Origin of the sequence: Shewanella electrica (assembly GCF_022321485.1) — a bacterium.
In the GTDB taxonomy this organism is placed as follows: Bacteria; Pseudomonadota; Gammaproteobacteria; order Enterobacterales; family Shewanellaceae; genus Shewanella; species Shewanella electrica.
In genome coordinates, this window is record NZ_JAKOGG010000001.1 from 425,971 (window position 1) to 444,850 (window position 18,880).

Genomic DNA, 18,880 nt, shown 5'->3' on the forward strand with positions numbered 1-18,880 from the left:
AATCGTTCAATTAGCGTTCGGCTTTGCTAGAGAACCAGTTTACTGGACATTCATATTGTTCCAGTTGGTCTGCCACGCCGAGCGTTAGTGCAAACAGTGCCATACGGATCAACAAACCATTATCTGCTTGACGGAAAATGGCCAAGCTTGGGTTGTTGTTCAAATCATTATCCAGCTCATTTGCCTGCGAACGAGAATCGCGCGGCAGTGGATGCATGATCACTGTGTTGGATTTACAGTTTTTAGTGTAGATAGCGCTGTTGAGTCGAAACTTACCGCGATATTTATCTGCTTCGTCTTGTGAGGGAAAACGCTCTTCCTGAATACGGGTCAGATACAAAATATCTGCCTGATGCAGATTACCTTCCAATTGGTCGGTAATTGTGACGCGGTGGCCAGCGTTTTCAATGTCGGTGATCACATAGTCTGGCATCGCCAGCTCTTTTGGCGAAATCAGCGTGAAGGTGATGTTTTTATACATGCACAGCAGGCGTGACAATGAGTGCACGGTACGGCCGTATTTCAGGTCGCCGACCATGGCAATGTGCATGCCGTTGATGGTCATGCCATTACTGTTCAACTCTTTTTGGATGGTGAACAGATCGAGCAAGGCTTGGGTTGGGTGTTCGTTGGCACCGTCACCGCCGTTAATCACGGGAACGCGTGAACCTTGGGCAAACTCAGCAACAGAGTGCGATTGCGGGTGACGCATGGCAATCACATCAGAATAGCTCGACAATACGCGAGCGGTGTCATACAGCGATTCACCCTTAGACAATGACGAGTTAGCCATGCCTACTGTTTCAGATACGCGGCCGCCCAGTAGGTCAAACGCACAGCTGAAGCTGACGCGAGTACGCGTGCTAGGTTCAAAAAACAGGTTGCCGAGAATAGCGCCGTCTAATACACGAGTACGCTTCTCACGCAGTGCATAGGGAGTCATTTTCTGAGCAACATCAAAGATGGTTTGAATCGAGTCCAGATTTAACTGGTTCACAGAGAGGATATGGGATCCCTGGAATTGGTTCATCAGCCTAGTTTCCAATGTAGGGTGTGCAGGCCACGCCAAAGCTGCACAGAATTTTATGATATTTGGCTGAGAGCAGACTATAGCAGATGCGGCAGTTCAATAAAACGCTCGGCTTTTTAAATTTGTGAACCAATCGCTAATGTATTTGTGGTGAACGGGCTATGGTTATTGCAGCTTTTGCTAATATGAAGGTAGCGCCATGTGATGTATGGCGGATAAAACTATTGAGAAATCGGTAAATTATCAAATAATGATTGGTGAATTGTTGATGTTTGTCATAGCATTATCTCGCTGGATCAATAAGCTATTGCAGCACGCCATTTCTCTCTCAGCCGACAACTTTTAAGTACTCAGAAGTATGCCCAGATTTGCTAATTTGCATCTCCCATTGAAGGGATTGCTCAAACATCGACTGACGCCTGGCTTTTTCACTTCCCAACCCGATTATGTTGTTTTGTTGTCGCTGTCGGCGCTCGTCGGCGCACTGGCAGGGCTTATTGTGTCGATGTTTGAAGCCGCCATTCATTTGATGACCAACCAAAGGTTACATTTTTTTGATAGTTGGCAACTGCCGGTGGGGATCACTGCATTATTGGTGATTTTGGCGGGGGCATTCGTTGCTGCACTTGGCTTTGTGTTAACGGCTAAGTTGGCGCCAGAAACCAGTGGCAGTGGTATTCCGCATGTTGAAGGCGCACTGGATGGTTTGCATGATATTCGCTGGTGGCGCGTATTGCCGGTGAAATTTGTCGCCGGTGTGCTGACGTTGAGTTCCGGTATGGTACTGGGACGTGAAGGACCATCGGTACAGATCGGCGGCGCCGTGGGGCGCATGTGTGCGTCATTAATCGGCAAATATCCCTATGCTCCGCACGTCTTGACCGCCTCGGGCGCCGCTGCGGGTTTAGCGGCGGCATTCAATGCGCCGTTGGCCGGGATTCTGTTTATCATCGAAGAGATGCGGCCGCAGTTTCGCTATAACTTCACCTCGTTTAAATGTGTCACCCTTGCGTCCTTGATGGCGACCATCGTGCTGCGCTATTTCCACGGCCAAGATGCTGTGATGGATATTCCGACCTTTCAGGTGCCGCCGCTCGGCTCTTTGTGGTTGTTCCTGTTGCTGGGGATTATTTTTGGCGTCATCGGTACCTACTTTAATGTGTGGGTCCTGCGCTGCACCGCTTTCTTCAAACGTTATCATCGTAACAACATCCTGCGTGTTGCTAGCACGGGCGCAGCGTTGGGTGGTTTATTTGCGTTATTCCAGCTATTTCTGCCATCGATTTCCGGTGGTGGGGTCGCGTTGATCACTGAATTTGTGCGTGAGCCAATGGCGTGGGGCATCATGGTGTTAATTTTTATGGTGCGTTTGGTGGCAACCTTAGGGTGTTTCTCCTCAGGTGCACCCGGAGGGGTGTTTGCGCCTATGCTAGCGTTGGGCACGTTATTGGGCTTGGCCTATGGCACGGTTGCTGCTGGATTATTTCCGTCGTTGGTGGCGGAGCCAGGTGTCTACGCGGTTGCGGGCATGGGGGCATTGTTTGCCGCCACGGTGCGCGCGCCAGTGACTGGCATCATCTTGGTGGTAGAGATGACCGATAACTATCAGTTGATTATGCCGCTGCTGATGACCTGTCTTGGCGCGACCTTTATCGCGCAAGCGCTAGGGGGCAGCCCGTTATATTCCGCTTTGTTGCAGCAGTCGTTATCCACCAATGCACCGCCAGTTGCCGCTACGCCAACACCTGCTACCGAAGAGCCTGAGAATAACAATAACACCGCCGCAACGACTACCAGTACCAGCGTGCCGACCAAAGCGGAATAGGCAGGCCGTTTTATGAAAGCGCTGCTCAAACATTAGACGTATACGGTAGCGCTTTTTTCATGGTGCCTTGTTGCGATATGATGGCAAGTTACTTCGATTTTTAGACAAGGTAGTATTTTCATGGCTTCACTTCGCCGCTGGTGGTTTCGAACCCAATTGCGAGAGCGCCAGCTACGGCCCTCATCCAACTATTTATTAGCGCTGGTACTGGTCGCATTTTGTGCCGGTGCGCTAACTTACTACTTATACTCAGATAGCTCGCCGACCGGTGGCGGAAATGCGCGTAAACAACTGGCAAAGTATCAGCATGAGTTGGAAACCCAGGCGAACGCACTGGCGAGCCGCAACCTTGAATTGGCGCTAGCACAAAACACCAATAAAGAGATGCAGGACCTGTTTACCAAACAACACCAGCGCCAGCAGGAATTGGAACGTGAGCTAGCCTTTTATCGCAGCGTGATGGCGCCAGAAAACAACGTCGATGGGGTGGCGATCAACAGCCTAGAGTTACAGCCGAAGCCATTGCCACAGCAGTTTCGAGCCAAGTTGATTTTAACGCAACTGAAGAAACGTAAGCAGCAACTGGCGGGTTATGCGGCGCTGACACTGAAAGGGATTAAAGACGGCAAAGACGTTGAGATCCCGTTGGCTTCGATCAACAATGGCGCTAAACTCGAATTCAGTTTTCGCTATTTTCAGGTGATTGAGACCGATATCTCACTGCCTGAGGCATTTGAGTTACAACAGATTGCGGTCAAAGTGGTCGTGCCAAAAAGTCGTTGGAGTAACGGCGGTGAAACGGAGCAGAGCTTCAGTGCATCAGAATTACTCAACGGTGAGAAAGACGCCAGCATAATACTTGAACAAGATAGTCAGGTAATAGATAATCCGCCGCAGCAAGAAGACGTCAAGGGGTAATAATGACTGAGCAAGCAGACGCAGCAATGCCGATTTCATTTACAGATGCGGCAGCAGCCAAAGTAAAGGCTTTGCTAGACGAAGAGCAAAATAACGAACTTAAACTGCGTGTTTATGTCACAGGTGGCGGATGTTCAGGTTTCCAATACGGTTTTACCTTCGATGAAAAAGTGAATGAAGGTGACTTCACTATTGAGAAGCAAGGTGTGCTGTTGGTGGTTGATCCAATGAGCCTACAATATTTAGTGGGCGGTGAAGTGGATTACACCTCAGGTTTGGAAGGTTCACGCTTCTTTGTGAAGAACCCAAATGCGAAAACCACTTGTGGTTGTGGGGCAAGTTTCTCTGTATAACAGGTCAGTTTAGCTGACACAAAAATGCCGCTAAATTTAGCGGCATTTTTTATGCCCTAGAGCTGCTGAGCTTTAGTGTTTGTTCAATTTATTCGGCGTTAGGCGCTTACTGGAGAATAACGGCACCCCACCTGCTTTGCCTAAATCATGCTCTGTTAAGTAAAACAATAACCAGCAAAGGTTAACAGCCTCTAGCTCATAATATTGAAATTGTTTTTCCGCTGGAACCATCGACCGACCTTAGCGGTGAACAGTAACCAGAGGTGCAGCATGCTCAGTACTAATGCAACCGCAAAAATTCCCCATTGCGGCACTACTGCCAGCGCACTGCCAGTCCACCATGTCTGCCACGCGTCGGCTAATTGCGGATTTTGTTGTAGCAGATAAGGGGCCATTGATACGCTGAGCAAGGTGAATACCGCCAAACCGCGCAGGATCCAAGCTGTGGCTTGCTGTTTCGCAAACACCGATAACACGATCATCAGCAGCAATAATGCGGGCACCACCGCCACGCTGTTAATCAACGCAGTTGCTGCCAACACGCAGTAAACCCCACACAAGAGTAGCAGGCGTTTTGGCATAGTGAGCTTTATCGGCACGGCAATATCTCGCTCTGTATTAGTGCTTAGTTTTTGGCTTTAATTGGCTTTCCAACTCGTAAGGTGGCACCACAACGCCTAAATCGTCTTCCATCGGAAATACTGCGACAAATAGCTCATCGTCTTCCATGCCCGGTACCCAACGTTCCAGCCAGTCGGCTAATGGAATCGACAAAGGGCGGCACTCTTGCCATTCATCTTTGATCCACGCAATAGCCGCCGCTTCGGTGGGCCACACTGGAATGCAATCTTCATCATCGGTGGTGAGCATGACACAGCCATCATCATCCTGAATCACCCACAGCTCTTTGTGCTCTTTCGCTTGTTCAACCAGAAATTGATAGCGTTGCTCTGGGGTGTAGTTGGCAAAATTGGTGTTACTGTTTTTCATGGTGTTCCTACAGGTTCGGACGATGATTAAGCGGCGCATACTATCACCAGTCAATGCGCCGATAAAGCGGTTAATCCGCTGGGAATAGCGCACCCAATACCGCACTGCGTGAGGCGCCAGTTACCGCTGGCAAGTTCGCATGCAGATTGGCTTTAAAGCGCATAGCCAGCCAAGCAAAGGCGATACCCTCAACCCATTTAGGTGGCACACCTAGCGCATCGGTCGTTTCTATATGATGGCTGGGCAGCAGTTCAGTTAACCGGCGCATCAGTTCGCCATTGAGTGCGCCACCACCGCAGACATACACTTCGCCAGTGTCGCACAAGCGGGTGATTTCCCCGGCGATGCTGTGGCAGGTGAGATCCAACAAGGTGGATTGAATATCCTCTTCGCTCAGTTGCGAGAACTCAGATAGCTGTTGCTCTAACCATGCTTGGTTGAATAGTTCTCGCCCTGTGCTTTTGGGCGCCGGTTGTGAAAAGTAGGGATGTGACAGCAGCTGCGTCAGTAGTGGAATCGAGCTGATCCCTGCAGCGGCCCATGCGCCATCTTTATCAAATGGCTCTTGTTTAACCTGCTGAATCCACGCATCAACCAAGGTATTCCCCGGGCCAGTATCGTAACCGAGTACTTGCTTGGCATCGCCCGGCAACCAAGTGACGTTGCCGATACCGCCAATATTGAGGATGACGCGATTAGCGTCTGCTTTAGCAAACACTTGTTGGTGAAACGCGGGTACTAATGGCGCGCCTTGGCCGCCAAGTGCGATATCTTTGCGGCGAAAATCGGCGATAACATCGATGCCAGTTTCAGCGGCGATGGTGTTCGGGTCGCCAATTTGCAGGGTAAAACCAATTTCCAAATTGGGCATGTGGCGTACGGTCTGCCCGTGGCTGCCAATGGCGATAACTTCAGCTTTGTCGATATTGGCTTGCGCCAACAGGGTGTTGACTGCTTTGGCGAAGATTTTGCCCACGGTACGGTCAAGACGACCTAAACGATTGATTTCATCGTTACCGGGCTGACATAAACGTTGCAGCCCTTTGTATAAATGGTCGGGGTAATCTTCGGTGTGATGGGCAACGAGCGTGGGCTGCCCTTGGTCAAATTTAACCAGCGCTGCATCCACGCCGTCCATACTGGTACCGGACATTAAACCGATATAATAACCTGTTGTGATATCCATAATCCCTTCACTGTTGCATTGCGACTTGAACTTGTTTTTGTTGATTGAGCGATGCCATCAACTTCTTGCTGAGCGCCATAAACGCGGTGCGTTCTTGGCTAGCAATCGGGTCGGCTTTTGGCAGTTCAACCGTTCGAGGGTTGCGGTGCACGCCATTGACAATAAATTCGTAGTGTAGGTGAGCACCGGTCACGCGTCCGGTTTTCCCTAAGGTACCAATGATCTGCCCCTGTTTCACCGTGTCACCAACTTTTACTTTACGCTTGTTGAGGTGCAGATATTTGGTGGTGTAAGTCGCATTATGGCGAATAAACACATAATTACCATTGAACTGGTTGTAACTGGCTTCAACCACTTTACCGGCGCCCGCCGCTTTAATTGGTGTGCCAATGGCGGCAACATAATCAACGCCACGGTGTGGTCTAACTAATCCGGTCACTGGATGTAAACGTTTCGGGTTGAAATTAGAACTCACGTATTTGAAGTCGACCGGCGAGCTTAAGAAGGCTTTGCGCATACTGCGGCCATCTTCGGAATAATATTTGCCATCGGCGTAACGTATTGCAGTAAAGCGCTTGCCTTGGTTGATAAACTCAGCGGCGAGAATATTGCCGCTACGGAGATATTCACCATCGGCATACTCTTGCTGATAAATCAGCGAGAAACTATCGCCGTTGCGAATGTCGAGGGCAAAGTCGACGTCCCAGCCAAAAATAGCCGCCAGCTGCATGATCTGCGCTGGATTTAATCCAGCATCAACCCCAGCGTTCCAAAAGTTACTTTTAATGGTGGCATTGACGAAGGTTTGGCGGTTTTCAACTTGCTTGGCTGCGACGGTTTCATGGTAGCCAGTGGCATCGCGATTGACGGTTAAGGTGGAGATGGCATCAATACGATATTGCAGCAGTTTGAGCGCACCGTCAGCGTCTTTGGCAATCGTTATCTCTTCACCGGGCATAATCTTAATGAGGTGTTCTTTCGCTAACGGCAGTTGGGTGATGTCATACACTTCACGCGCCGTTAATGACGCACGCTGGAACACGGCGGCGAGGGTATCGCCACGCTTAACTTCGAAATGTTCCAACTCTGCGACATTCGGAGCTTGTTTATCGACTTGTGGCTCTAAGGCTTCGCTGGTTTTGTCTGCAAGGTCGGCGGTAATCGCTTCAGCGGCTTGCTCTGAGGCTTCCACTTCACCACTTTCCTCAATGTTTTGCACTGTTGGCGCATCTGGCGTGCGAAACGCTAGTGGCACGTCATAGCGAGTCTTTGACGTATTCGATGGTGTCTGTTTGGAGGCTTGAGCGCTTTCCGGCGGAATAAACATGAGCAAGAGGGTGATCATTACCAGCACCGCAAGAATGACTTGGTGCTTTTTCGGCAGTAGTTTAAATAATGTAATGAATTTTGCCATTGAGCCTGAATACCACGAAAAAACAGTGACTAGATAATAAGCCGTTAGTTTACACGCTTTCAATTATGCTGGCTAACAAGTACCATAAGCCTCCTTATTTTTGTGCCTTGGGGGAGTTCTAGGCAAGATGACTGATTTAGCACAAGTATTAGCAGAAATTAAACGTGGTACAGAAGAAATTCTGCTGGAATCCGATTTGCTGGAAAAGCTGAAAGAAGGTCGTCCGCTGAAGATCAAGCTTGGCGCTGATCCGACTGCGCCTGATATCCATTTAGGCCACACCGTAATTTTGAACAAATTGCGTTTGTTTCAAGAACTCGGCCACGAAGTGATCTTTCTGATTGGTGACTTCACCGGCATGGTAGGCGACCCAAGCGGTAAAAACGCGACGCGTCCGCCACTGACTCGCGAGCAAGTCAATGCCAATGCTGAGACTTACAAACAGCAAGTGTATAAAATCCTCGACCCAGCCAAAACGCGCATTGAATTCAACTCGTCTTGGTTAGAAGAACTGGGTGCAGCGGGCATGATCCGTCTGGCGTCGCATCAAACCGTGGCGCGTATGATGGAGCGTGATGATTTCAAAAAACGTTACGCTGCGGGTCAATCTATCGCGATTCATGAATTTATGTATCCATTGCTGCAAGGTTGGGATTCCGTTGCCCTGCATGCCGATGTTGAGTTGGGCGGTACTGACCAAAAATTCAACCTGTTGATGGGCCGTGAACTGCAAAAAGCCGAAGGCCAAAAACCACAAACGGTGATCATGATGCCGTTGCTGGAAGGTCTAGATGGCGTGAAGAAGATGTCTAAATCAGCGGGCAACTATATTGGTGTGAGCGAAGCGCCAGATGAGATGTTCGGTAAACTGATGTCGATCTCTGACGAATTGATGTGGCGCTACTTTGAGTTGCTGTCGTTCCGTCCGCTGGCGGAAATTACTGACTTTAAACAACAAGTGGCTGATGGCGCGAATCCGCGTGACATCAAGATTCTGCTGGCGAAAGAGATCATTGCACGCTTCCATGATGCAGCAGCAGCCGATGGCGCTGAGCAAAACTTTATCAACCGTTTCCAAAAAGGCGCAATGCCGGATGATATTCCGGAAGTCACCTTGGCCGCAGGCGCTGAAGGCATGGCGTTAGCCAATCTGCTGAAAGAAGCGGGGTTGGTTGGCTCAACTTCTGATGCCATGCGCATGGTTAAACAAGGCGCGGTGAAGATTGACGGCGACAAAATCGAAGACAGTAAGCAACTTTTTGCTGCTGGCACTACTGCAATTTTCCAAGTCGGTAAACGCAAGTTTGCCAAAGTGACCTTGAGCTAACCACACGTTTGGTGATTAAAAAAGGAAGCCATGTGCTTCCTTTTTCTTTGCCTGAAAGTGCGCTTCTGTTAAACCAGCTTCAACGCAGATATTTAGGGCTGATGCGTAGCTAACTCGCAGGTGTTGGTGCTGTAAAAATGTTCATCATGGCAGCGCCAACTCAGTCCCGCTTTACTGACTTTCCAGCCGCGTTGATATTTATCAATAGACAAAATCAGCAGCATCTGTGGGTGGCTATCCGTCTGAGGTCGCAAATTATAGGTAATCACGCGGCCATTACGCTGTTGTGCATTGATTAACTCAAAGCCTTTGCCTACATAATGCTGGCTAATTGTTTCTGGGCTGGCCGTCCAGCTCGCTTGGGCTTGAGTCGCTTGCTGTAGCTGCTGATTGAACTGTTGGACGGGTTGTACGGCGTAGGACAACACCATGGGAATATCCGCCGTTATGCTGGGAGCATCAGCGGCGTGCGCGTTGGTCATCAACCACATACCGCTGGCCAGCAACGCTAAATAGCTGTGTCTCATTGGTACCTCTTATCGATGCAATAACGCTGTAGGCGCCACTACTGAGGTATTCGACAAGCCGAGGGCAGTGAAGTTTCCACTAAGGCCAATTATTGTGCAGCGAGTTGGTCGGCCATGGTTTGATAGTCGATGTAGTCGAGGTGCTGATTAACGCGGTGTCTAGCCACATCCACATTGAGAGTGGTCACGCCTGGAATCGCAATATCAATCACTTTCCCCGGCTTACCAAATTGCTCTCCCGGCCCTTTAAAATGATAGTTACCAATCATCACTACTAATGAGCCAGTGTTGAACATGTGTTCGATATTGAAATCGTATTCCAACACACCACGGTGGGCGCGTTCGAAGAACTCGATGATATGGCGGCCGCCGACATAAGTGCGGCCTGCGGTGGCATCGGTAAACACCGATTCGCGGCTATAGAAGTTTTCTAAGGTGTCGTAGTCGTGTTCTGTCAGCGCTTTGATGTAGTTGATGGCAAGCTGCTGCTCTGGTGGCATTTGACCGTTATCGGCGGCAAATGAGAGAGATGAAAACAGCAGCATCAGTGAAAACAGCAAAAAGCGCAAAGTGAATATCTCTTATTAGTCCCGATCGAACATCGTCGTCTGCTTCGGCATAGTGAAAGAACACCCCGAGATAATGCCTTTAGCGGCCAGATGAATCAACCCTAAGCTGCTGCTTTATTGGGCGTCACTCGCATGTTAATCCCCCGAGCGTGGCGGCTTGATTACAAACCGTCCAATCCTTTGAGATGGATATTCAATGCATCAACGGAGATACGAATTTCCACCACCGACAACACCAATGAATACAGCAGTAATAGCAGACTGGCACCAAACACCACGGAACCACTTTGGTTAAAGCCGAGATAGATCAATATCATACATAATACACAGAGTGCAAAGCTGGTGACGCCCGCTTCCTGCATGCGGCGAATGATGACAATACGACGGCGCAGGTTTTTCAACTGTAGATGGGATACCGGCTTTTCGGCATCGCTCAAACTGCGGATCAGCGCCGCCAGTGAAAAAAAACGGTTGGTATAGGCGAGCAATAACAGCGAAATAGCGGGAAACAGCAGCGCTGGCGTGGTCAGCGAAATATGGGTACTTTCTAACACAGGTCACCTATCCGTATAAATTGATATAACAATTGAGTTTATTTAGCGTAAACGCAACAGCACCCACAGTGCCGGAATGATTAAGCTGAATCCTAACCAAAACCAACGGCTGGTATTGGCTAAGCTTAGCGCACGCTGGATATCGCTGTTGTGCGGCAGTCGTGGTACGCCGACTTTGGCTACAGCCATGCGCTCGCCTTGATATTTACGCGCGCCACCTAGCTCAATCGCTAATACCGTGGCAGCTAACTGGCAAATCTGTAGATAGCCGCGTTGTGCCATGGCAAATGAGGGCAGACGTAACCACTGCTTTAATGCCGCTGGACCACCTTGGATGGCAAGTGATAAGCGACAGGCTTGCACTGGTAACCAGAACAGCCAATGGTTGAGCCACATGACGCCGCGGCTAAAGTGTTGATAGCGCGGGTTTGCTGGCGACCAACGTTGCTCAAGCGTCTTGAGCATCAATGCCAACAACACCAGCGGCACGCCACCTATCCAATAAAATAACACCACGGCGATGCTGCCATAAGCGGCCGAGGTGACGGCGAGTTCAATGGCGGTTTTAGCAATGCCAGCTTCAGAGAGAATTTCGGTATCGCGGCTGGTCCATTGGCTCAGCAGTTGGCGTGCTTGTGGCTTGTCGGCCACTAACAAGGCGCGACTCACTTGGGTTAAGTCGCGCCGAGCATGTAAATCACGCATGCAGCAATACAGAATGGCCAGTTCAAAAAAACTAGGGTAGGCGGCTAACTCCAACAGAAACAGGACAATCAGCCAGAAGGGCATCACCAATAACAATATCGCCATAACGCCCGCTACCAACTGCTGGCGCGAGCTGCGATTGGGGCGACACACCTTTTGCGCCATGCGTCCGCCCAACTCGGCAAACCAATACAGCGGATTAAACCGCTGTGGCAGTGGGACCAATAAAGCGAACGACAGGGCGAGTGCAATAATGCCAAATTGCAGCAGTAATGGACCGTCCTGAGAAACTAACTGTTGCAGCATCATGGTGGCGTTACAGGTGGGTTAGCATGCCCATCACCATTTGCGCTGAGTGAGCGCCAGCTTTGATAATGTAGCTATCAAAGTCTACTGGTGAATCATTGTTAGCGTTGTCAGACAATGAGCGGATAACCACAAATGGCACGGCAAATTGGTGACAAACTTGGGCAATAGCAGCGCCTTCCATCTCACAGGCGGCCATGGTTGGGAAATGTTGGCGCATCACGGCGGTGCGTGCTGGATCGCAGATAAAGCTGTCGCCGGTGCAGATCAAGCCTTCAATGGTGTTTACTTCACCTAAGCCAGAAATCGCATTACGTGCGGCTTGTTTTAATGCTTCATCAGCAACAAAGGCGGCGGGTTGTTGTGCCATTTGGCCCATTTCGTAACCAAAGGCTGTGACGTCGACGTCGTGGTAACGTACTTCGCTAGAGATGACGATATCACCAATGTTTAAGCTATCGACAAAGCCACCTGCAGAGCCAGTGTTGATGACGGCATTTACGTGGAAGTGTTCAATCACCATGGTGGTCGCCATTGCGGCGGCAACTTTGCCGATACCAGAGCGGGTAATCACCACTTGTTTATCGGCCAATCGGCCTTCTGTAAATTCAATGCCGCCGATAGTGGTGGTTGTGGCGTCGGTGACCGCGGCAATCAGTTGTACAACTTCCGGCTCCATTGCGCCAATAATGCCAATTTTCATCAATAAACCTTTTCAATAAATGGGTGATGCTTTTGGGCGCCAACTATAGCACAGTTCCAGCAATCTCTAACAAACTGCGGCTGCACAAAAAAGCGCACCTTGAGGATCAAGGTGCGCTGTCAATGTGACTGATTTTGATAGGCGTTAACCGCCGTCTAATCGTCAAGATAGTTCAGAATGCCCAGTGCGGCGTCACGCCCTTCGGCGATCGCGGTCACCACTAGATCAGAGCCTCGCACCATATCGCCACCGGCAAACACTTTCGGGTTACTGGTTTGGAATGGATTGTCACTGGCTTTCGGCGCCACTACGCGGTTCCATTGGTCGAGTTTGATATCAAAATCGGCAAACCAGCTTGCTGGGCTAGGTTGGAAACCAAAGGCGATGATAATTGCATCTGCGGCTAACAACTGCTCACTACCCGCAATGGCTTCGGCGCGGCGACGGCCACTGGCGTCGGCGGCACCCATACGGGTTTCCACACACTCAATGGCGACCACTTTGCCGTTTTCGGTCTTAATGGCGGTAGGTTGACGGTTAAATAGAAACTCTACGCCTTCTTCGCGCGCGTTTTTCACTTCGCGGCGAGAGCCTGGCATGTTTTCTTCATCGCGGCGATATGCACAAGTGACCGATTCTGCACCTTGGCGCACGGCTGTACGCACACAGTCCATTGCGGTATCACCACCACCTAGTACCACTACACGTTTACCTTTTAGGTTGATATAGGGGGTGCCGGTATCTTGCTCACCGAGCAGTGATTGAGTGTTACCAATCAAGTACGGTAAGGCTTGAATGACGCCATCAGCATCTTCACCGTCAAGGTTGGCTTTCATGGCGGTGTAAGTGCCCATGCCGAGGAATACGGCATCGTACTCCGCTAACAGTGTTTCGAAGGCGATATCTTTGCCAATCTCAGTACCTAAACGGAACTGCACGCCCATGCCTTCCATCACGGTACGGCGAGTTTGCATCACCGCTTTATCCAGCTTGAATGATGGAATGCCGTAAGTGAGCAGACCGCCAATCTGTTGGTTGCGGTCAAACACCACGGGGGTAACACCGTTGCGGGCAAGGATGTCGGCACAGCCCAGCCCCGCAGGGCCTGCACCGATAATGGCGACTTTCTCTTTGCGTGGCGTGACATTGGCAAGGTTAGGGCGCCAGCCTTGGGCAATGGCAGTATCGGTAATGTATTTTTCAACATTACCAATGGTTACTGCACCAAATTCGTCATTCAGCGTACAAGCGCCTTCGCACAAGCGATCCTGCGGACACACACGGCCGCACACCTCTGGTAGCGTGTTGGTTTCGTGTACGAGGTCGGCCGCTTCCATAATGCGTCCCTGTTTGGCCAGATTAAGCCAGTTAGGGATGTAGTTATGTAGTGGGCAGCGCCATTCGCAATAAGGGTTACCGCAATCAAGGCAACGGTCGGCTTGTTCGTTGACTTGTGGCTGCGAGAACGGTTGATAGATCTCAATAAACAGGCTTTTGCGTTTCTCAATCGCCTGCTTATCTGGATCGACGCGATCAACCTCGATAAATTGAAAATTGTTACTCATGGCAAACTTACCCCGCTTTTACCGCTAACTCTGGAGCTTGAGTCTGCACTTTGAGCAGATCCGCTGCCGCAATATTCTTCGGCTTAACCAGTACAAAACAATCCAGCCAGTTTTCAAAGTCATGCAAAATGGCCTTGGCGTGCTCACTGCCGGTTTCGGCAACGTGTTCCTCAATCAGGCTGCGTAGATGCTGTTGATGGATAGGTGCATCCACTTTCAACACTTCCACCATCTCCTGATTGACGCGACGACCAAATTTACCAAATTGATCAAACACGTAGGCAAAGCCGCCTGTCATACCTGCACCGAAGTTCACCCCAGTAGTGCCCAGCACCACCACGATACCGCTGGTCATATATTCGCAGCCGTTATCGCCGAGGCCTTCTACCACCGCCAGTGCGCCAGAGTTACGCACACCAAAGCGTTCACCCGCACGGCCTGCGGCGAACAGTTTGCCGCCAGTTGCACCGTATAAGCAGGTGTTACCAATGATAGAGCTACGTTCCGTTTTAAATGGGCTACCGTGTGGCGGATGGATGGTGAGTTTACCGCCAGACATGCCTTTACCGACATAATCGTTAGCATCGCCGCACAGGGTCATCTCTAAGCCTGCGTTGTTCCACACACCGAAGCTTTGACCCGCACTACCGTTGAAGTGCAGTTTAATCGCTTCTGGATTGCCTTGAACGCCCCATTTGCTGGCGATGTAACCTGACAGTGTGGCGCCGACAGAACGGTCGGTGTTGTTAATGTTAAAGCACACATTAAAACCTTCACCCTTGTCGACCGCTTCGCTGCATTTAGCCACTAACTCTTGGTTCAACTCGCCCTTGTCCGCCGTGACGTTGGTTTCTTTCCATGTCAATGCGGTACTCGGTTTCACCTCTGGACGGTACAGAATAGGGGAGAGATCCAAACCTTGTTGTTTATCGGTTTGGCCTTCCAGCAGTTCTAACCATTCACTGTGGCCGACTAAGTCTTCAAAGCGGCTAACACCCAGCTTCGCCATCCATTCACGCACATCGCGCGCGACGAATTGGAAGTAGGTCATAACCCGTTCTGGTAAGCCGTGATAGTGCTTGTTACGCAGCGTTTCGTTTTGGGTTGCTACGCCCGTTGCACAGTTGTTCAGGTGGCAGATACGCAGATAACGACAACCTAGGGCGATCATTGGCACAGTACCGAAGCCAAAGCTTTCAGCACCAAGCAGTGCTGCTTTAATCACGTCAGTACCAGTTTTTAACCCGCCATCCACTTGCAGACGGATTTTATGGCGTAGGCCGTTGGCAACCAGTGCTTGATGCACTTCAGCCAAACCAAGCTCCCAAGGGCTACCCGCATATTTCACTGAGGTTAATGGGCTGGCACCGGTGCCGCCGTCGTTACCAGCAACAGTAATCATATCGGCATAGGCTTTTGCCACACCGGTGGCAATGGTGCCAATGCCTGGCTCTGATACCAGTTTGACTGAAACCATCGCTTTCGGATTGATCTGTTTCAGGTCGAAAATCAACTGCGCCAAATCTTCAATCGAATAGATATCGTGATGTGGCGGCGGTGAAATCAAGGTAACACCCGGGCGTGAATAACGCAGTGACGCGATTTCCACGCTCACTTTATGGCCCGGCAGCTGACCACCTTCACCCGGTTTAGCGCCTTGTGCCACTTTAATCTGTAACACGTCGGCGTTAACCAAGTAGTGGGCGGTCACACCGAAGCGACCCGAGGCGATCTGTTTAATCGCTGAGTTGCGCTCAGTGTTAAAGCGACGCGCATCTTCACCACCTTCACCTGAGTTAGAGCGGCCACCTAAGCGGTTCATCGCAATTGCCAGCGCCTCGTGGGCTTCAGGGCTCAGTGCGCCAATACTCATGGCCGCAGTGTCAAAACGTGGGAACAGCGTAGTGTCAGCTTCGACGTCATCGACGTTGATAGCCGGTAAGTCACTCTTAATCGCCATCAAATCACGGAAGGTAGCTACCGGACGTTTATCCACGTGCTCGGCAAACTTCTGGTAATCCTCGTAGTTGCCAGAGGCCAGCGACGCTTGCAAGGTGTTCACTACATCTGGGTTGAAGGCATGATATTCGCCGCCTTCAACATATTTCAGCAGGCCACCTTGGGTCATTGGAATATGTGAGCGGAACGCGGCTTTAGCCAATTTTTGCTGATCGGCTTCAATCCCTGCGTAACTTACGCCTTGCACGCGACTGACCACGCCGTTGAAACATTGTTTAATCACGTCATCGGCCAGACCGATCGCTTCAAACAACTGGCTGCAACGATAAGAGGCAACGGTTGAAATGCCCATCTTGGACATGATCTTGCGCAGACCTTTTTCAATACCTTGGCGATAGTTGAGCATTAAGCCCACCATATCGGCTTGACCATAGTTGGGAGCCATGCCAGAGATAGTTTCGTACACCAAATACGGATAAATGGCGGTGGCGCCAAAGCCCAGCAATACCGCAAAGTGGTGCGGGTCGCGCACCGAACCAGTTTCGACAATGATGTTAGTGTCACAACGCAAATGCTGGTTGACCAGCATCTGCTGCACCGAACCGACGGCCATCGCCATCGGTATCACCAGTTTGTCTTTGGCGATGTTACGGTCAGACAACACCACGAGTGTGGTGCCCGTGCTGGCGTAACGTTCAGCTTCGGCGGTAATACGTTTCACCGCAGCTTCTAAACCTTCTTCTGCCGCGTAACTCAGGTCAACAATGCTAGCCTTGTAGTTGGTGCTGTCGAGCTGCAACAACTGATTAAAATCGCTGTACAGCAGCACGGGTGAATTAAACATTACCCGATAGGCGTGACCGGTCGTTTCGTTGAACATGTTCTGTTCTTTACCGATACAAGTTGCCAACGACATCACGTGTTTTTCACGTAATGGATCGATTGGCGGGTTGGTCACTTGGGCAAACTTCTGTCTGAAGTAGTCATACAACGTGCGATGTTTGCGTGACAGCACGGCCATCGGCGTATCGTCGCCCATCGAGCCAATGGCTTCTTCACCATTGGCCGCCATGGCCCAGATCACTTGATCAAGCTCTTCGCGGGTGTAACCAAAATATTTTTGGTATTGCAGCAACTTGTCTGCTGGAAACTCGCTAACACCTAATTGTTCTACCGGCAGTTGTTCTGCTGGCGTCAATGTGCGGCTGTTTTTTGCCATCCATTCTTTATATGGGTGACGACGTTTTAAATCGTTATCGATTTCAAACGATTGGAACAGACGGCCACTCAAGGTATCGAGCACCAAGAGTTCACCGGGGCCGACCCGGCCTTTTTCGACCACTTCGTCTGGCTGGTAATCCCAAATACCGACTTCTGACGCCAGCGTGATAATACGGTCTTTAGTGACGACATAGCGCGATGGCCGCAAACCGTTACGGTCTACCGCACAGGCGGCGTAACGGCCGTTAGTCATCACAATACCCGCAGGGCCGTCCCAAGGCTCCATGTGCATAGAGTTAAAGTCGTAGAAGGCTTTTAACTCTTCGTCCATCTCTGGGTTACTTTGCCATGCAGGTGGAATAAGCAAGCGCATCGCACGATACAAGTCCATACCGCCAGCGAGCAGCATCTCTAACATGTTATCGAGCGATGACGAATCTGAACCAGTTTCATTCACGAATGGTGCCGCTTGTTGTAAGTCCGGCAGCAGCGGTGAAGTGAATTTATACGCACGAGCGCGTGCCCATTGGCGGTTACCGGTAATGGTGTTGATCTCGCCGTTGTGGGCGAGGAAACGAAATGGCTGAGCCAGCGGCCATTTCGGTGAGGTATTGGTTGAAAAGCGCTGGTGGAATAAGCAGATGGCGCTTTGTAAGCGCATATCAGCCAAATCGCTATAAAACGATGGCAGATCTGCTGGCATCATCAAGCCTTTATACACAATGACTTGACCTGACAGGCTGGCAACATAGAAATCAGGATCGTTAACCAGTTGCTGCTCAAGGCGGCGTCGCGCCATATATAAGCGGCGTTCCACATCGCGTTCGCGCCAGCCGACTGGTGCGTTCACCAATACTTGCCAGATATCCGGCAAGCTCTCTTTACCAATTTCACCCAGTACATCTGGATTAACTGGCACTTTACGCCAACCGGCAACGCTCAGGATCTCTTTTTCTAACTCCTGTTCCATTAGCTGTTTGGCGGCTGCTGCGCGCTCTTGATTTTGGCTAAGGAACAACATGCCTACGGCAAATTGACGGCTTAAATGCCAGCCTTCTTCTTCTGCAATCGACTCAAAAAAGCTGCGTGGCATTTGCATTAGCAAACCACAGCCATCTCCCGTGCGACCGTCTGAAGCAATCCCACCGCGATGTTTCATCCGGTCTAATCCGTGAATTGCTGTCCGCACAATACGGTGACTTGCTTCACCGTCCATCTGTGCGATCAGACCAAATCCACAGTTTTCCCGCTCGAAACTGGGATGATACAAACTCATACAAACCCCCCAAAAACGTCGACAACTTGAATCTGAATAGATGGCTGTCTATAGATATGCACCCGAACCAATCAAATTATCCCGAGAGTTTGCAAAGGTCAAACCAAAAGATTGCATATATTCAAGACAATTCGCGATGTTTTTTGCATAAAACAGAAAAACATTCCGTTAACGTAAACTGAAAAAGTTGATGTATAACATTATGAATAAAAAGAAAATTATAAAATTATTAAAATAACGCGAACCATTATTTAACATTGTTTAAAAGATAATTTATAACTTCTGTTTGCTGTTTTTTTAAGCATAGAGTAATTGTATTTTTACGCGAACATTGTGATTAAATATTCACTTTAAACATGGCGGTCGTTAACCGTAGAAGGGGGAAGTAGGCGAATAAACGGAACATTGATTTAGCACAAGCCAATATTCAACGCTTGCCAGTAATATGCGAG

16 protein-coding genes are annotated in these 18,880 nt (G+C 50.0%); 4 read left to right on the forward strand and 12 right to left on the reverse strand.

What is annotated here, in order from left to right; genetic code table 11:
- Positions 1-10 precede the first annotated feature (10 nt).
- The gene (locus L9G74_RS02015) at positions 11-1,030 is read right to left on the reverse strand and encodes an aspartate carbamoyltransferase (protein WP_238894605.1); all 1,020 of its coding nucleotides are present in this window, start codon (positions 1,028-1,030) and stop codon (positions 11-13) included.
- Positions 1,031-1,418: 388 nt separating this feature from the next.
- On the opposite strand from L9G74_RS02015, the gene clcA reads away from it, so the two are divergent.
- The 3 genes from clcA (at position 1,419) to erpA (ending at position 4,126) form a co-directional block, all read left to right on the forward strand.
- On the forward strand, positions 1,419-2,855 hold the full coding sequence (clcA, locus tag L9G74_RS02020) for a H(+)/Cl(-) exchange transporter ClcA (RefSeq protein WP_238894606.1): 1,437 nt from the start codon (positions 1,419-1,421) through the stop codon (positions 2,853-2,855).
- A gap of 120 nt (positions 2,856-2,975) precedes the next feature.
- Entirely contained in the window at positions 2,976-3,773 is a 798-nt protein-coding gene (locus L9G74_RS02025; RefSeq protein ID WP_238894607.1) for a DUF6776 family protein, read from the forward strand.
- A gap of 2 nt (positions 3,774-3,775) precedes the next feature.
- The gene (gene erpA, locus L9G74_RS02030) at positions 3,776-4,126 is read left to right on the forward strand and encodes an iron-sulfur cluster insertion protein ErpA (protein ID WP_238894608.1); all 351 of its coding nucleotides are present in this window, start codon (positions 3,776-3,778) and stop codon (positions 4,124-4,126) included.
- A 191-nt stretch (positions 4,127-4,317) separates the two neighbouring features.
- Here the strand turns inward: erpA and L9G74_RS02035 are convergent, their stop codons facing one another.
- The 4 genes from L9G74_RS02035 to L9G74_RS02050 form a co-directional block, all read right to left on the reverse strand.
- Complete coding sequence (locus L9G74_RS02035; RefSeq protein WP_238894609.1) at positions 4,318-4,668, reverse strand: hypothetical protein; 351 nt, start codon at positions 4,666-4,668, stop codon at positions 4,318-4,320.
- Positions 4,669-4,744: 76 nt separating this feature from the next.
- Positions 4,745-5,116: a DUF2750 domain-containing protein gene (locus tag L9G74_RS02040; RefSeq protein ID WP_238894610.1), complete on the reverse strand. Its 372-nt coding sequence runs from the start codon at positions 5,114-5,116 to the stop codon at positions 4,745-4,747.
- Positions 5,117-5,186: 70 nt separating this feature from the next.
- A complete protein-coding gene (locus L9G74_RS02045) occupies positions 5,187-6,296 on the reverse strand; it encodes an anhydro-N-acetylmuramic acid kinase (RefSeq protein WP_238894715.1) in 1,110 nt (369 codons plus the stop codon).
- 13 nt (positions 6,297-6,309) lie between these two features.
- Entirely contained in the window at positions 6,310-7,716 is a 1,407-nt protein-coding gene (locus tag L9G74_RS02050) for a peptidoglycan DD-metalloendopeptidase family protein (RefSeq protein WP_238894611.1), read from the reverse strand.
- Between the two features lie 127 nt (positions 7,717-7,843).
- Here L9G74_RS02050 and tyrS point away from each other — a divergent pair, with 127 nt between their 5' ends.
- Complete coding sequence (gene tyrS, locus L9G74_RS02055; RefSeq protein WP_238894612.1) at positions 7,844-9,043, forward strand: tyrosine--tRNA ligase; 1,200 nt, start codon at positions 7,844-7,846, stop codon at positions 9,041-9,043.
- Between the two features lie 92 nt (positions 9,044-9,135).
- Here tyrS and L9G74_RS02060 read toward each other — a convergent pair whose 3' ends face one another.
- The 7 genes from L9G74_RS02060 to gltB all read right to left on the reverse strand — a co-directional run bounded on the left by L9G74_RS02060 (position 9,136) and on the right by gltB (position 18,428).
- On the reverse strand, positions 9,136-9,570 hold the full coding sequence (locus L9G74_RS02060) for a hypothetical protein (protein ID WP_238894613.1): 435 nt from the start codon (positions 9,568-9,570) through the stop codon (positions 9,136-9,138).
- A gap of 89 nt (positions 9,571-9,659) precedes the next feature.
- Positions 9,660-10,139, reverse strand: coding sequence for a nuclear transport factor 2 family protein (locus L9G74_RS02065; RefSeq protein ID WP_438944529.1), 480 nt, complete (start codon positions 10,137-10,139; stop codon positions 9,660-9,662).
- 161 nt (positions 10,140-10,300) lie between these two features.
- Positions 10,301-10,693, reverse strand: coding sequence for a DUF2721 domain-containing protein (locus L9G74_RS02070; protein ID WP_238894614.1), 393 nt, complete (start codon positions 10,691-10,693; stop codon positions 10,301-10,303).
- A 42-nt stretch (positions 10,694-10,735) separates the two neighbouring features.
- Positions 10,736-11,707 carry a cobalamin biosynthesis protein CobD/CbiB gene (locus L9G74_RS02075; RefSeq protein ID WP_238894615.1) on the reverse strand — a complete coding sequence of 324 codons (972 nt, stop codon included), beginning with the start codon at positions 11,705-11,707 and terminating at the stop codon, positions 10,736-10,738.
- Between the two features lie 7 nt (positions 11,708-11,714).
- Positions 11,715-12,407 carry a 5'-methylthioadenosine/adenosylhomocysteine nucleosidase gene (locus tag L9G74_RS02080; protein WP_238894616.1) on the reverse strand — a complete coding sequence of 231 codons (693 nt, stop codon included), beginning with the start codon at positions 12,405-12,407 and terminating at the stop codon, positions 11,715-11,717.
- Positions 12,408-12,562: 155 nt separating this feature from the next.
- Positions 12,563-13,972, reverse strand: coding sequence for an FAD-dependent oxidoreductase (locus L9G74_RS02085; RefSeq protein ID WP_238894617.1), 1,410 nt, complete (start codon positions 13,970-13,972; stop codon positions 12,563-12,565).
- Positions 13,973-13,979: 7 nt separating this feature from the next.
- Positions 13,980-18,428: a glutamate synthase large subunit gene (gene gltB / locus L9G74_RS02090; RefSeq protein WP_238894618.1), complete on the reverse strand. Its 4,449-nt coding sequence runs from the start codon at positions 18,426-18,428 to the stop codon at positions 13,980-13,982.
- Positions 18,429-18,880 lie beyond the last annotated feature (452 nt).

What these genes read in the sequence shown, in the direction of transcription:
- L9G74_RS02015 (WP_238894605.1), bottom strand. Translation starts at nt 1,030, where the DNA reads ATGAACCAATTCCAGGGATCCCATATCCTCTCTGTGAACCAGTTAAAT.
- L9G74_RS02025 (WP_238894607.1), top strand. Translation starts at nt 2,976, where the DNA reads ATGGCTTCACTTCGCCGCTGGTGGTTTCGAACCCAATTGCGAGAGCGC.
- erpA (WP_238894608.1), top strand. Translation starts at nt 3,776, where the DNA reads ATGACTGAGCAAGCAGACGCAGCAATGCCGATTTCATTTACAGATGCG.
- L9G74_RS02040 (WP_238894610.1), bottom strand. Translation starts at nt 5,116, where the DNA reads ATGAAAAACAGTAACACCAATTTTGCCAACTACACCCCAGAGCAACGC.
- L9G74_RS02050 (WP_238894611.1), bottom strand. Translation starts at nt 7,716, where the DNA reads ATGGCAAAATTCATTACATTATTTAAACTACTGCCGAAAAAGCACCAA.
- tyrS (WP_238894612.1), top strand. Translation starts at nt 7,844, where the DNA reads ATGACTGATTTAGCACAAGTATTAGCAGAAATTAAACGTGGTACAGAA.
- L9G74_RS02060 (WP_238894613.1), bottom strand. Translation starts at nt 9,570, where the DNA reads ATGAGACACAGCTATTTAGCGTTGCTGGCCAGCGGTATGTGGTTGATG.
- L9G74_RS02075 (WP_238894615.1), bottom strand. Translation starts at nt 11,707, where the DNA reads ATGATGCTGCAACAGTTAGTTTCTCAGGACGGTCCATTACTGCTGCAA.
- L9G74_RS02080 (WP_238894616.1), bottom strand. Translation starts at nt 12,407, where the DNA reads ATGAAAATTGGCATTATTGGCGCAATGGAGCCGGAAGTTGTACAACTG.
- L9G74_RS02085 (WP_238894617.1), bottom strand. Translation starts at nt 13,972, where the DNA reads ATGAGTAACAATTTTCAATTTATCGAGGTTGATCGCGTCGATCCAGAT.
- gltB (WP_238894618.1), bottom strand. Translation starts at nt 18,428, where the DNA reads ATGAGTTTGTATCATCCCAGTTTCGAGCGGGAAAACTGTGGATTTGGT.